Source organism: Streptomyces natalensis ATCC 27448, assembly GCF_000935125.1.
Lineage (GTDB): Bacteria > Actinomycetota > Actinomycetes > Streptomycetales > Streptomycetaceae > Streptomyces > Streptomyces natalensis.
Genome location: NZ_JRKI01000027.1, coordinates 120680 through 134184, shown reverse-complemented (window position 1 = coordinate 134184; position 13505 = coordinate 120680). Strand labels below are relative to the sequence as shown.

Genomic DNA, 13505 nt, shown 5'->3' with positions numbered 1-13505 from the left:
CGTTCCTGGATGACGAGCACCCTCGGACTGGAGCAGATCACCCCGGCCACCCTCGACGCCGCGATCGGCCTGCGCGTCCGGCCCGATCAGGAGCACCTGGTCGCGCCGGTCGTGAAGTCTCTCGCCGAGGCATACGTCCATCCCGGCACAGCCTGGCCCCGCCTCATCTGCGACGGCGACCGGCCCGTCGGCTTCCTCATGGCTTTCTTCGACATCGACTGGATCGGCGACGGCAGCGGCATCGATCTCCGCTCGGGCCTCTGGCGCCTCAACATCGCGGCCGGCGAACAGGGCCGGGGCTATGGCCGCTTCGCCGTCGAGTCCGTGGCCGCCGAGATCCGCCGTCGCGGCGGCACCCGGCTCACCACCACCTGGCACCCGGGCAAGGGCGGCCCGGAAGGTTTCTACCTGGGTCTCGGATTCCGGCCGACGGGCGAGATGAGCGGGAACCAACGAGTCGGCGTGCTGGACTTGTGTGACGACCCCTCCGATGGGGCGGACAACGCCGGACGTCGCGCAGCGGACGGAGGCGCCCTGCCGAACGCTGTCGGTGACGATACGTCAGCTAAAGGCTCCGGTGCATGCTGAATCCCGCCTGTTCTTTCTTCCCCCTTCCCCGGCCGTGACGGCGTCCGTCTGGGAGTGAACGCCCGGGACATCGGCCCGGCCACAGGGGCCGCCGCCACCCCTCATCCGCGGGCGTGGGGGAGCAGCCAATGCCGCTGGGTGGTCCACCCGAGAAAGCGCCGTCCGCCGCCCGAGTCTGCCGTGCCGCCGGCGGCGACCTGGCGCAGGCCGGTCAACGCCGGGGCGAGCCGGGCCGCGACGTGGTCGGGATGGCGGGCCGTCTCCTCGTCCAGTTCGGCGATCACCCGGGCCTGTGTGGCGGGATCGCACAGCGACAGGTGAAAGATCATCTGACGCCATGCGTAGGCGGCGTCCTTGATCGTGGACAGCGGCCGCGGGTTGCCCTGTAGGCGCGCTGTCTTCCGGCACACGGTGGTGAAGCAGCGCCGGGCCAGATCGTCCCAGCCGGGGGCGGGGCGGATGCCGACGCGGCCGACGAGGGTGGCCAGATTGTGTGTGGTGAGGATCTGGGCCTGTTCGATGACCTTGCCGTTGGCCGCCACCGACCAGCCCGTTGGGCCGCCGGCACGTTCGGTGCAGAGCCGCGCGAATCCGGGTGAGGTGCGCGCCGCATGGTGGCGGGTCAGGGCTTCGCCGGCCTCGGTGATGGCGAGGTTGCGGACGGCCGCGTAGTCGATGCCGTAGTAGTGCGCGTAGAGCGTGCCGCCGAGCAGCTCCGCGGCGATCCGCGCCGCCGCGAGGAATTTCGGGGTGAAGGTGCCCATGAAGATGTCCGCGGCCAGTTCTTCGACGAACGGTGCGCCGGCCTCGGCCTGCCGGGCCAGTACGCCCAGTTCGCGGACCAGCGGATTGGGCAGGAGCGTCCCGGGAAATGCCTGCACGGCCAGTTCCCCGAGCTGACGCAGCGTGGTGTGCGCCGGTTCCTGCCCCTCCGTGTCGACGCGGTGGTCGGCCACGGCGCGTACCCAGGGCAGTTCCTCCGCCCGCACCTGCCGTTCGAGGTTGAGCAGGAGCAGCGAACGGCGGTTGCGGAACGCCCGGTAGTTCGCGGCCATCAGGGTGCGCAGCGCCTCGTCCGGATACGCCTGCGCAACGGCCACTGCGACCAACTGCGGTACGAGTTCGGCCAGAACCTCGGCCGAGGGCACCACGCCGCGTTCCACGAGCGTGCCGACCGGGGCACTCAGCGCGGCCGCGACCACCTGCCGGATCGCGACCGGTACGGGTGCTCCGGCGGGCAGCCCGGTCCCTGCCGCCTCGCCCGCCGACACGTCCGCGACCAGTGGCGCCACATCGGCCACACCCGTCTCCTGCGGGAGTTCGGACAGCCGGCGCAGCACCAGTTGGGCGAGTGCGTGGTGCGAGGGCGGGGCTGCCTGCGCCGCCTGCCGGATGCGCAGCTGCGTGTGCCGGCGGGAACCGGGCAGGCCGCGCCGCCGCACCATGGATTCCACCGCGTGCCGCAGCAGCCCGAGCCGACGCGCGTCCAGCGGCCGCCCGGCGACCGTCTCCTCCAGGGCGCCGCGCAGGATGCCCAGGTTCTCCTTCGGGCTGCGGTGCTTGGTGCAGCGTGTGTGGGCCGCGGCGAGGTCGTGATAGCGGCGCAGCAGCACCGCACCGCGCTCGTACCAGGCGGCGTCGGGCACCCGCTCCAGCACGCGGCCGGTATCGGCGGCGGTTTCCAGCCAGTGGGCGAGGAGTTCATCGCCGAACGGCTGCCAGACGGTGAGCGCCTCGCGCTGCGCTTCGACGGCAGCGTGGGGCCTCCGGCGCGCCAGGGCCTCTGCGGCGTCGCCGACCGTGCGCCGATGGACCGCCTCGACGTCGGGGGAGGGGAGGGCGGACGGCCGGGGAGTGAACCGCAGCCGGTCGGCGAACGGCTCCAGTACGTCGACGAGTTCCAGCGCACCGGCCACGTCCCCCGCCCGCACGAGCCACGCCACGGTCAGCAGCGCGGCCTCCTCGGGCACGGCGATCTCGTAGCGGCCGCTGTCGAGCAGGGCGTACAGCCGGGAAAGCCCCGGTTCGGTGAGGCAGTACGCGAAGAGGGCCCGCCGCTCGGCGGGTATCCCTGCCCGGGTCGCGGCCTCGCGCTCGTACGGCTGGAGCGGGCCCTCGGCGCTCGCGGCGGTCGTGGCGAACCCGCCCCGTACGACCTCCGGTGTCACCCAGGCGGGCAGCCCGGCCACCGGGGCGCGCGAACCGATGGCCAGCCGGCCGTCGGCCATCCCGGCCAGCACGGCACGCCAGCGGTCGATACGGCTTTCGGCCCGGCGCCGGGTCTCGGCGTCGCCATGAGTCAACGCGGTCACGAAAGCCCGGGCCAGCAGCCCCTGCGGGTAGTCCGTGGATGCGCCGGGCCGGGCGGAAAGCTGCTGCTCAGCGTCGTCGTCCATAGCCGACGTGGCAGGTTCCGCCCCTGCGCCCTCCGGGTCCGAAGCCCGGTGCTCTGCTGCTGAGCTACACGTCGATGGAGGGGAGGTTAACCGGCTGCGGGGATTCGAACAAACGCATTTTTTCGTGCGCTGTTCTCAGCCGCATTCAGACGGTCAGCTCGGGCGGGAAGCCGGTCCAGCGCAGCTCCGGGGGCAGGTGCCCCATGTCGTTGTAGAAGAGGACGGAAGCGGGCCGGCCGGGTGCGTAACGGATGACCGAGAGCGCGGCGTTGGCGTGGTTCAGTCCCATCCAGCGCCACTTCGGCGCGTCAAGGGCGTCCCGGATGAGCCAGCCGATGAGGAAGTTGTGGGTGACGATCAGCTCGTGGCGAGGTGCGTCGCCGTCGACCGGACCGGTGAACTGCGCGAGCGCTTTCCGGGCAAGCTCCGGCCCGTTGTCGCGCTCCTCGGCCGGGAACCGGTCCAGGCGGTCGAGCAGGGCATCGGCCGACTCCGAAGGCAGCTCCGCTCTTTGCGGCAGATAGGGAACGTAGTCGCCGGCCGGCTCCGACGGCTTGGCGGGCACGTCGTCGAGCTGGTCGCAGATCAGCCGGGCCGTCTGCTCCGCCCGCGGAAGGGGCCCGTGGTGAATCGCCGAGAGAGCGCCGCCCCGAAGCCGTTCGCCCAGCAGCACCGCCTGACGACGGCCGTTGTCCGTCAGCTCGCTCTCATCCGGCGAAGCCTCGCCGTGCCGCGCGAGGTAGAGGTAGCGCGGGGCCGTTCCACTCATGCAAGGAGTCATGCTGCGGGGACCTCCATGAACGGTCGTAGGTCTCGATGCAGACAGAGTTGTTGCACCACTTGCCGGCGGCCGTCGCGGGCGGCCCGGCGACGAAGACGATACCGACCGCCGCAGCCGCCGCCGCCACACCTGTGACGAACTTCCGAAAGGTAGTCATACCTTTATCGACGACCGCTCCGACCCCCTGTTACGACCAGTCGCCCACCTCTCCCGACGCCCGCAGCTCCCCTTTCCCGTCTCGGCCGCCGCTCGGCCGTTGTCCGGAAAGGATGGTTTGTGCCGGGCAGCGGCGGGCCAAGACACTCCACATGGCTGATCAAGGTACGGAGACGACGGAGAGCGGACCGGGAGCAGCGGCAACGGAGACGGGAGGTGCAAGGGCCGCGGCGGCCGCGCGTGCGTACTACGACAGCAGCGACGTGGACGCCTTCTACGACAGCTTCTGGGGCGGCGAGGACATCCACATCGGTATCTATGCACACGAGCACGAGCAGGTCGCGACGGCCTCCCGCCGCACCGTGGAACGCGTCGCGGCCAAGGTCTCCCACCTGCTGGGCCCGGACCGCACGGTCCTCGACCTGGGTTCCGGCTACGGTGGCGCGGCTCGCTACCTGGCCGAACGCTTCGGGTGCCGGGTGACCGCGCTCAACATCAGTGAGGAGCAGAACCGGCGCCACCGCACGACCAACGCCGAGCGCGGCCTGGACGGGCTGATCGAGGTGGTTACCGGGTCCTTCGACGACATCCCCTTCCCCGCCGAGCACTTCGACGTTGTCTGGTCCCAGGACGCCCTGTGCCACAGCGGCGACCCGGCCAGAACGCTGGGCGAGGCGGCTCGGGTGCTCGGGCCGGCGGGCGAGTTCGTCTTCACCGACATCATGGCGTCCGACGACACGCCCACCGAGGCCATCCGGCCGCTGTTGACGCGGCTGGCCGCACCCGCACTGTCCACGCCGGGCCAGTACCAAAAGCTGCTGTCCCAAGTCGGCCTGACCGAGGTGGATTTCGAGGAGCTGAGCCGGCAACTGCGCATCCACTACACCCGGCTGACCGAGGAAGCACAGCGGTTCCACGCCGAGCCGGACGGGGCGGTCAGCCCCGGCTACCTGGCCAAGGTGCGGGAGAACCTCCCGCTGTGGCAGCGGGCTTGCCGCGACGGCCTGCTGGTGTGGGGGATCTACCACTGCCGCCGGTGAGCCGCAGGGGCCAGGCCCGACCGCCGCCGGTGCAGCCCAGCGGATGCGAGAGGGCATACACCGGCCGAGCCGGGAGAAGGGCCGCGAACTGAGCGCACAACGGGTCGATGAGCCGAGCCGGAAGCGCAGGCACTCTCGACCCTCGTTCTTGGTGACGGATATGGGCACTCAGAGCGAGGTCGGCCGGATCCGCCCTGAGGCCGAGGTGCGGCCGGCGAGCAGCCGGGCCGCTATCAGCAGGGCGGCGGCAAAAACCAGGGGGCCGATGGTCTGAGGGACCTGGTGGTGGGTGGCGCCGATCAGGTACCAGCCCGCCCGGATCCAGCAGGCTTGCCCTCCAGGCGTTGCTGACCACTCGCCCAGGCGCACGGCAACCGACGTCTCGTCAGACCGCTCCCCGGTGGTGCTCCACCTCAGCGCCAGTCACGGCCCACACCGCACTGTAGTGGACGCAGCATGCTCACACCGGTCAGCGTTCTCAGCTGGGGAATCAGTCGGTACGGCCCACCCCCTCCGGACCGGCGCCAATGCTCGGAATCTGGCGCACATTCCGTAAATGACCTCGTGGGGCTACTCCAGCGGCCGCCGCCCAGGGACCGGCCGTCGCCGGACGTAATGCGATGGCAGCGGTACCGGAGTTGCTGTTTGGATGCTCGGCATGACAGCTGTGGATCCGGAGAACCGTCGTCAACTGCTGGACCGACTGGAGCAGCACTACGACGCCGTTCCCCGCTCGGGCGCCCGGGTCGAGGACTTCGGGCCGCTGACCCTGTTCGTCCGTGAGGGGCCGGGCTGGCCCCTCTACGCGCGCCCGACTCCGGGACGGTCCGGAGCGGTCAGCGCCGCTGATGTGACACGGGTACGCGTCCGCCAGCGGGAACTGGGCGCCCCGGAGAGCTTCGAGTGGGTCGCCGAGACCGCGCCGGGGCTTCGGGAGGCGGCCGAGGAGGCCGGACTCATGGTGCACGAGTACCCCTTGATGGTGCTCGGCCCGGACGCACCGACCCCCGCCGTGCCCGAGCGGGCCGACGGCGTGGCGATCCGCAGCGTAGGGCCGGACGATCCTCTGCTGCCGAGCGCGCTGGCCGTTCCTCACCTCGCCTTCGCCCAGCCCGGCACGCGGGTAGGAGCGGCCGGGCTGGCGGAACTGGGTGAGGCGGTGCGGAGCCGCGCCGGTGACGGGTCGGTGGAACGCGCTGCGGCACGCATCCGGGCAGGCCTGACGCGTGTTGCCGCCGCGGTGGAGGACGGTGGGGCACTGTGCGCCGGGCAGCACCAGCCGGTGGGGCCGGTCAGCGAGATCGTCGGCGTGGGAACGCTACCGACCGCACGCCGCCGCGGCCTTGGGCACGCGGTCACGGCGGCCCTGGTGGCCGACGCCCGCTCCCGGGACGTCGAGACCCTCTTCTTGTCGGCGGGCGATGAGGACGTCGCCCGGATCTACGCCCGCCTCGGCTTCCGTTCCGTGGCCACTGCGCTGATCGCCGAGCCGGGCGAATAGGCGGGGCGCCGCGGGTCCGGGAAGCCTCGGCGGCTTTGTGTGACGGCGGCCGGCGCCCGCCTCCCCGTATACGAAGCGGTACGGGCCACAGCCACACCGGCGCGGCACTTGTCTTGACCGATGCCCAACAGGGGAATGTTGGGGTGACGGATAAGGACGTGGTGGTCGGTCGGCATGTGGAGGGAGCGGGCAGCGGGTGGAGACCGCGCGGCTGGAGTTGCGGGGGGTGTGCAAGGCGTACGGGCGACGACGGGTGTTGTGCGGGGCGTCGTTGGTGGTGCCGTCGGGGGCCGTGGTGGGGGTGGTGGGGGAGAACGGCGGGGGCAAGAGCACGCTGCTGCGGATCGCCGCCGGGCAGCTGCCACCGGATGAGGGTGCGGTGCACCGGGCGGGGGCGGTCGGTTACTGCCCACAAGACCTGGTGCTGGATGACTCGCTGACGGTGACTCAGCACCTGCGCTATTTTCAGGTTGCCTACCGTCTGCCGGATCTGCGGTGGGCGGAGGAACTGCTGGAGGTTCTGGCGCTCACCGACTACCGCGCGGAGCGGGCGGGCGTGCTCAGCGGCGGCACCCGGCAGAAACTCAACCTGGTCATCGCGCTGATGCACGATCCCGCCGTGCTGCTCCTGGACGAGCCGTACCAGGGTTTCGACTGGGAGACCTACTTGCGGTTCTGGGAACTGGTCGGCCGACTGCGCGAGCGGGGCAGGGCCATCGCCGTGGTTTCCCATCTGGCCCTGGACATCGACCGTTTCGACGACGTCCGGTACCTGCGCGAGGGTGTCCTGTACGCCGAGCCCGCCGGACCGCCACGACCCTGGTCCGTCGGCACGGACAGCACAAGGACGGTGGGCGGATGAGAGGCCCCGGGCGCCCGCTGGCGACCGCGGTGTGGTTCGCCCTGCTCAGCCACGCGCGCAACAGGCTGGCGGTGGGACTGGCCGTGTTCTTCCTGCCGCTGTTCGTCTTCGTCACGGGCACCGCAGCGCCGTCCAGCGCGCTCCCCCTCGCACTGGGCGAGACGGTGGGTCCGGCATCGGCCGCCGCCGACCGCGTCATGCGCGTCGCCTGCGCGCTCAACGCCGTCATCCTCCTGACCGGCCTGATGATGTTCATGGCGACCATCAGGGCCGACGCGCTCGACCGCCGCCTCGTCCTGGCCGGTTATCCCCGCGTTCACCTGCTGCTGGGCAAAACCCTCGCGCTCTGCGCCGTCTCCTGTCTCTTCGCCCTCTACACCACCGCCCTGCTCACCGTCTTCTTCCCCGTGCGCCAGCCCTGGACGCTGGCCTGCGCGGTGGCAACGGCCTGTCTCGCCTACGGCGGCATCGGGATCTTCCTCGGCGCACTGGTCCGCAGCGAACTGGCCGGCGTCTTCACCGTCATCATGGCCAGCATGATCGACATGGGGCTGCACAACCCCGCCGCCAGCCAGCTCGGCGATGCGCCCGGCCTACGGCTGCTGCCCATGCACGGACCCACACGGGCCGCCCTCACCTCGGCCTTCACCACCGGCTCGCTGCCGGGCGGGCTGCTGGCAGGACTCGCCTGGTTCGCCGCCGCCACCCTCGCCGCGTTCACGGTCTTCCACACACGCACCCGTTACGGCCGTCCCGAACAACTGCGGCCTGGGACACAGCCCGAGGAGAGCACGTCACACCGATGAGGCAGGCGAACTCATGAGGACACCGACGAGGACAGCCACACCGACGAGGACAGTCACACCCATGAGGCAGGCAAACCCATGACGACAGCTCCCACGCCCTGCCCCGACGGCTGGTTCGCCGTCGCGTTCAGCAGCGACCTACGGCCGGGCCAGGTACGCCGTTCCAGAATCGCGGGCGACGAGGTGGTCGTCTATCGCACCCGCAGCGGCCTCGTCCGGGTGACCGCGCCGCACTGCCCCCATCTCGGAGCGCACCTGGGCCGCGGCGGCCGGGTCGTGGGTGAGCAACTCGTCTGCCCTTTCCACGGGTTCTCCTTCGACACCGACGGCACCTGCGTCGCCACCGGTTACGGCACCCGCCCGCCCAAGGCGAGCCTGCGACTCCGGCACAGCCACGAGGCCAACGGCTTCGTCTTCGTCTGGCAGCACCACGCCGGTCTGCCCCCGCAGTGGGACCTGCCTCGCCTGCCCCACGACTATCCGCACACCGCACAGACCACGCACTGTTTCAGGGGCCACCCCGACGACCCCGGCGAGAACAGCGTCGACATCGGCCACTTCGCCCACATCCACCGCATCACCGACGCCCGCCCCCTCCACACCTTCACCACCGACCGCCATCGCGCCCAACTGGCCGTCACGGGCCGCAAGATCCTGGGACCTTACGGCCACGGCATCGACGCCGTCATCCGCTACGAGTACTGGGGGCTGGGGTTCACCGTCATCGACACCCACATCCCCCGCTTGCGCATCCGCGGCCGCGTCCTGAACGCCGTCACCGTCCCCATCCCCGGCCAACTCCAGATGCGCACCCGCATCAGCAGCGCCCTGACGACCGGGAGCACCCCGGCGAAGGGCCCACTGTGGCTGGACAGACTCCTCGCCACCGCACTCACCCACGCCGTCCGGCCCCAGTACGTACGCGACATCCGCCAGGACATCGGCATCTGGCACCACAAGACCTACGTCGAACGCCCCCGCCTCGCCGAGGGCGACGGTCCCATCACCGCATGGCGACGCTGGACGCGGCAGTTCCATCCCGTCCACCCCACGGATCCTGTCCACCCCACGGATCCTGCCCATCCCACGGATCCCATCAATCCCGTCCATCCCGGCGCCCGGCCGTGAGCGGATCGATGCCGGTCGGCAACCGTCCGCTCGCGGCGCGATCCCGTTTTCCTCGGCGCGATCTCGTCCTGTGACCAGGAGGTCCGGTCGTGATCATGGTCGTATGCCTGACGAACGGTGCTGGCACGATCTCGTGGTGGGCCAGAAGCCCTGTCAGGTGCTCCTAGCGGGCAAACTGGGTGCCGGGGCGTCTCACCCAGTGGCGCCGCGGTCCGGACCACCGGGGCTCCGGCGTGGCGACGTACGTCGTCGACGGCGAGCAACTGACCGGCGCCAAGGACCAGTCGGAACTCCGGCGGGCGTAGCGCTCGGGGCGAGTCAGGGGGTACACAGACCCGATGACACATCCTCCGTACCCGCTTCGCAGCGTCACCGACGAAGAGTTCGGCCCCTGGGCGTGCATGATCGCCGACACCTATGGCATGGACCGCTCGGACGAGGACCTGGCCGACCAGCGGGCGGCGACCGATCTGGGGCGGACCCTGGCCGCGTTCGACGGGGGCGAGCCGGTGGCCGGCGCGTCCGTCTACAGCCGGGTGCTGACCGTTCCCGGGGGCGTCATACCCGTAGCGGGCATCGCCTCCGTGGGCGTGGCGCCGACGCATCGACGCCGCGGCATCCTTACCGCGATGATGCGCAGGCAGCTGACGGACCTGCACCAAAACCGCCGCGAACCGATCGCCGCCCTTCGCCCCTCCGAAGCCGGGATCTACGGGCGCTTCGGCTACGGCCCCGCCACCCGGGGAAACCGGATCCGCTGCGACCGGCGCGCCCTGCGCTTCCGCCCGGATACGGACTTCGGCGAGGGCTCCGTCCGGCTGGTGCCCGCCGCCCGCGCCCGCCCCGTCATCGAGCAGGTCTACGACCAGGCGCGCACCGCGAGCGTTGGCTGGCCCGACCGGCAGGAGAGTCACTGGAGGGTCCGCCTCGCCGACCGACCACCGGCCCGCGGGACGGCCACCGCCCTGCGCTTCGCCGTTCACCGGGACAGCGACGGCCGGGCCACCGGCTACGCCCTCTACCGGCACGGATCCGCGCCGGACGGGCTCGGCGAGAGCACCGGCGTGGTGCGGGTGGTGGAACTGGCGGCACTCTCGCGCCAGGCGTACGCCGCGCTCTGGCGCTTCCTCGCCGGGATCGACCTGGCGACCTGGATCGAGTACGAGGGCGCCGTGGACGAGCCGCTGCCCCACTTGTTGGCCGACCCGCGAGCGCTCCACTCCACCGTGGTCGACCGGCTGTGGGTGCGGCCGGCCGACGTCGACCGGGCCCTGATGGGACGACGCTACGCGGTCTCGCTCGACCTCGTCCTGGACGTACAGGACGCCTTCTGCCCGTGGAACACCGGACACCATCGGCTCACGGCGGACGGCGGGAAGGTCTCCTGCGAGCCCACGACCGCACCCGCCGACCTCCGGATGGCGGCAGACGCACTCGGCGCAGCTTTCCTCGGCGGCACCACACTGACGGCCCTCGCCGCCGCAGGACTCGTCCAGGAGCTGCGCCCCGGCGCCCTCGCCCTCGCCTCGACCGCCTTCCGCGGCGAGCGGGAGCCCTGGTACCCGGGCGGGTGGGCGTTCCCGCTCTACTGAGCGGCCGGCCCCGAGACCGGCCTCACGCCGCAGGACCGCGCAGTGTCTGTGCGTCGGCCAGTTCGCGGTAGGCCGGGCTGTGGTGGAGCAGTTCTTCGTGGGTTCCGGTGGCGGTGATGCGGCCTGAGTCGAGGAGGTAGATGCGGTCGGCGTTTTGGACGGTGGAGAGCCGGTGGGCGATGACGAGCAGTGCGCACTGGCGGGCCGTGTCGTGCATGACGCGGGTGAGGGCGGCCTCATTGAGGGCGTCCAGGTGTGAGGTGGGTTCGTCGAGCAGGAGCAGTGCGGGCCGGGTCAGGAGGGCACGGGCGAGGGCCACTCGCTGGCGTTCGCCGCCGGAGAGGGTGCTGCCGCGCTCGCCGAGCGTGCAGGAGAGTCCGCCGGGAAGGCGGTCGACGAGGTCGGTGAGATTGGCCTGCTGGATCACGCGTTGGACCTCGGACGGGTCGGCGCCGGGGTCGGCGTAGGTGAGGTTGTCCCACAGGGTGCCGTGGACGATATGGGTGTTCTGGTCGACCAGGGCGATGCGTGAGCGGCAGGCGCGGCGGGTGAGTTCGGGCGCGGGCCGCCCGTCGAAGAGGACGGTGCCGGTTTGCGGTTCGTAGAACCGGGCGGCGAGGGAGAAGAGCGTGGTCTTGCCGGCGCCCGAGCAGCCCACGAGTGCGATCTGGCCGCGGCGGGGGACGGAGAGCGAGACACCGCGCAGCACGGGCCGACCGGGGTGGTAGGCGAAGTGGACGTCGCGGAAGGTGAGGGCGTCGGCGTGGCGGGTGGTGTCCGTGGGTCCGGCGGGTTCAGCGCGGTCGGCGGGTCCGGCGGGCTCGGCAAGCCCGGTGGCACCAGCACGGCCACTGGCTCCGGTGGGCCCCGTGCCGTCGACAGGTCCGACCCCCTCGGCCGGCTCGACAGGCAACCCCATCGCCTCCTCGACACGCTCGTAAGCGCCCATGCCGCGCTGGATGAGGCCGACGGCGTGGAAGACGGAGGAGAGCGGGACGACGAGGTAGGAGGCGTACAGGAGGAAGGCGACCAGTTCGCCGAGTGAGTCGGCGCCGCCGACGCGCATCCCGCCGATGACCAGGACCAGCAGGAATGAGCCGTGCACGGCGAGTTGGACCGCCGAGCTCATGACGGCGGCGAGTTTGGCGGTGTGCACTCCGGCGGTGTAGGCGGCATCGATACGGGTTCCGATCCGTGCTGCCTCGCGGTCCTCGGCGCAGTGGACCCGCACCATGGGCAGCGCGCCCAGCACCCGTTCGAGGTCGGCGGAGATGTCCCCCACGGCGCGCTGGGTGCGTTCGGAGGCGGCCCGAATTCCGGAGAGCAGTGTGGTGACGACGAGGGCCGCGGCGCCGACGGTGGCGGCGACCAGGAGGAGCAGGAGCGGGTCGAGCCAGGCCATCAGCAACAGCGCGCCGAGGGAGACGAGGGCTCCGGACACCAGGTCGACGAGGGCCTGCGCGGCGGCCTCGCGTACGACGGTGGTGTCGGTGGTGACACGCGAGATCAGGTCGCCGGTGCGGTGCCGCCCGTACTCGCGCATGTCGAGGCGGAGCAGTCGGGAGACGAGCCCGTGGCGCAGGGTGCGGATGACGCCTTCCCCCATGCGCTCCAGCAGGAACCGGCCGGCCGCGGAGGTGACCGCCTCGGCCACGAACAGGCCCATGAGCACCAACAGCGGTACCAGGACGCGGCCGTGCCGGGCGGCGTCCACGATGTTGCGGGCGACGAGGGGCTGGGCCAGTCCCATCGCCGAGCCGGCCAGGGTGAACACGGTGGCCACGGCGATGGCGGGCCGGTGCCCGGCGGTCAGGCCCGCCATCGTGGCCACCGCTCCCCGGCCGCCCCGGCGCACCCCCGGGGCCGGTTCCCCCGGTGGTGCGCCGTGCTCGTCCGGCCGCGCTGCGGCGTCCGTGGTGAGCTGCCCGCTCATGGTGCGTCCCGGCGCGCGGGGGCGACGACGAGGAGCCGGGTGAAGTAGTCGTCGGGTACGCCCTCGCCCACCGGCCCTCCGTCGACCTCCACCCAGGCGTGCGCGGCGAACGGGGGCACCACACGGACCCCGGTGCACCATGTGGGCCAGACGCCCCACAGGCGGCACAGCAGTACGGTGCCCAGCGAACGCGGCAGGCAGCCTTGCGGTCCGGCGCAGAGCAGGCTCACTGCACACATCGCGTCGCGGGCCGCCTGCGCCTGCTGTGGTGTGGCGGCGGCCGCGCCCCGGCGGACGAGGGTCAGCGCGGACCGGATGCGCTGGGGCGGCAGCCGGGAGAGCAGACGTGCCGCCGGCAGCACGGCGCGGGCGGCGAGACGGTGCGTCAGCGGAACACCGCTGGGCCGCGCCAGCGCGCTGGGAGTGCTCACGAGACCAGCCCGCAGGACCGCAGTTGGGTGAGCAGCTCGGTGACGTCCTTCGAGCCCCGGGAGCGGTCGATGTCGAATTCCGCGATGAGCGCGTCGGTGGCGTCCTGTTCGTCGCCGCCGTCGAGCAGGGTGCGGAGGATCAGGGTGCCGGTGGGGTTGAGTTCCCAGTATTCCCCGCTGCGCTGGTCCAGCAGAACGGTTCCGTATTCGGTGTCGGCGGTCGTGATGTGGGCGCCGAGTCGCAGTGCCATCAGCCCCTCCTCCTTGCGTGGTGAAGTGCCTACGTGGTGA

The 13505-nt window shown here is 71.6% G+C and carries 14 protein-coding genes, 1 tRNA gene, 1 pseudogene and 1 riboswitch; of the genes and pseudogenes, 8 read left to right on the top strand and 8 right to left on the bottom strand.

Features of this window, described 5'->3' with window-relative positions:
• The first annotated feature begins 9 nt into the window (after window positions 1–9).
• On the top strand, window positions 10–588 hold the full coding sequence (locus tag SNA_RS19035) for a GNAT family N-acetyltransferase (RefSeq protein WP_241779728.1): 579 nt from the start codon (window positions 10–12) through the stop codon (window positions 586–588).
• Between the two features lie 101 nt (window positions 589–689).
• On the opposite strand, the gene SNA_RS19030 is transcribed toward SNA_RS19035, so the two are convergent.
• The 3 genes from SNA_RS19030 to SNA_RS19020 form a co-directional block, all read right to left on the bottom strand.
• Window positions 690–2984: a hypothetical protein gene (locus SNA_RS19030; protein WP_044365942.1), complete on the bottom strand. Its 2295-nt coding sequence runs from the start codon at window positions 2982–2984 to the stop codon at window positions 690–692.
• Window positions 2985–2986: 2 nt separating this feature from the next.
• A tRNA-Arg gene (locus tag SNA_RS19025) sits at window positions 2987–3058 on the bottom strand.
• A gap of 71 nt (window positions 3059–3129) precedes the next feature.
• Window positions 3130–3753, bottom strand: a complete 624-nt coding sequence (locus tag SNA_RS19020) for a histidine phosphatase family protein (protein ID WP_030065713.1) — start codon at window positions 3751–3753, stop codon at window positions 3130–3132.
• 320 nt (window positions 3754–4073) lie between these two features.
• Between SNA_RS19020 and SNA_RS19015 the strand changes: the two genes are divergently transcribed.
• Window positions 4074–4961 (top strand): SAM-dependent methyltransferase, encoded by an 888-nt coding sequence (locus tag SNA_RS19015; protein ID WP_063752557.1) that lies wholly within the window; start codon window positions 4074–4076, stop codon window positions 4959–4961.
• 31 nt (window positions 4962–4992) lie between these two features.
• On the opposite strand, the pseudogene SNA_RS41350 reads toward SNA_RS19015, so the two are convergent.
• Window positions 4993–5094: pseudogene (locus SNA_RS41350) on the bottom strand (IS5/IS1182 family transposase); the annotation flags it as partial.
• A gap of 35 nt (window positions 5095–5129) precedes the next feature.
• Window positions 5130–5330 carry a hypothetical protein gene (locus tag SNA_RS19010; protein WP_030065711.1) on the bottom strand — a complete coding sequence of 67 codons (201 nt, stop codon included), beginning with the start codon at window positions 5328–5330 and terminating at the stop codon, window positions 5130–5132.
• Window positions 5312–5398, bottom strand: a riboswitch (ZMP/ZTP riboswitch). Its footprint overlaps the gene before it by 19 nt.
• 221 nt (window positions 5399–5619) lie before the next feature.
• Here SNA_RS19010 and SNA_RS19005 point away from each other — a divergent pair.
• The 6 genes from SNA_RS19005 to SNA_RS18985 all read left to right on the top strand — a co-directional run bounded on the left by SNA_RS19005 (window position 5620) and on the right by SNA_RS18985 (window position 10850).
• Window positions 5620–6462: a GNAT family N-acetyltransferase gene (locus SNA_RS19005; RefSeq protein ID WP_044365974.1), complete on the top strand. Its 843-nt coding sequence runs from the start codon at window positions 5620–5622 to the stop codon at window positions 6460–6462.
• A 196-nt stretch (window positions 6463–6658) separates the two neighbouring features.
• Window positions 6659–7324, top strand: a complete 666-nt coding sequence (locus SNA_RS19000; RefSeq protein ID WP_241779727.1) for an ATP-binding cassette domain-containing protein — start codon at window positions 6659–6661, stop codon at window positions 7322–7324.
• Entirely contained in the window at window positions 7321–8130 is an 810-nt protein-coding gene (locus SNA_RS18995) for an ABC transporter permease (protein ID WP_052808933.1), read from the top strand. Before SNA_RS19000 ends, SNA_RS18995 begins: the two co-directional genes overlap by 4 nt.
• Window positions 8131–8208: 78 nt before the next feature.
• Window positions 8209–9258, top strand: a complete 1050-nt coding sequence (locus tag SNA_RS18990; protein WP_051877249.1) for a Rieske 2Fe-2S domain-containing protein — start codon at window positions 8209–8211, stop codon at window positions 9256–9258.
• A gap of 179 nt (window positions 9259–9437) precedes the next feature.
• Entirely contained in the window at window positions 9438–9563 is a 126-nt protein-coding gene (locus SNA_RS44730) for a hypothetical protein (protein WP_275042012.1), read from the top strand.
• Window positions 9564–9596: 33 nt separating this feature from the next.
• Window positions 9597–10850: a GNAT family N-acetyltransferase gene (locus SNA_RS18985; RefSeq protein WP_030065705.1), complete on the top strand. Its 1254-nt coding sequence runs from the start codon at window positions 9597–9599 to the stop codon at window positions 10848–10850.
• A gap of 22 nt (window positions 10851–10872) precedes the next feature.
• Here SNA_RS18985 and SNA_RS18980 read toward each other — a convergent pair whose 3' ends face one another.
• The 3 genes from SNA_RS18980 to SNA_RS18970 all read right to left on the bottom strand — a co-directional run bounded on the left by SNA_RS18980 (window position 10873) and on the right by SNA_RS18970 (window position 13465).
• The gene (locus tag SNA_RS18980) at window positions 10873–12672 is read right to left on the bottom strand and encodes an ABC transporter ATP-binding protein (protein WP_044365970.1); all 1800 of its coding nucleotides are present in this window, start codon (window positions 12670–12672) and stop codon (window positions 10873–10875) included.
• A 107-nt stretch (window positions 12673–12779) separates the two neighbouring features.
• Complete coding sequence (locus SNA_RS18975) at window positions 12780–13214, bottom strand: lasso peptide biosynthesis B2 protein (RefSeq protein WP_030065703.1); 435 nt, start codon at window positions 13212–13214, stop codon at window positions 12780–12782.
• Entirely contained in the window at window positions 13211–13465 is a 255-nt protein-coding gene (locus SNA_RS18970) for a lasso peptide biosynthesis PqqD family chaperone (protein ID WP_030065702.1), read from the bottom strand. The genes SNA_RS18975 and SNA_RS18970 overlap by 4 nt, the downstream gene beginning before the upstream one ends.
• Window positions 13466–13505: the final 40 nt, after the last annotated feature.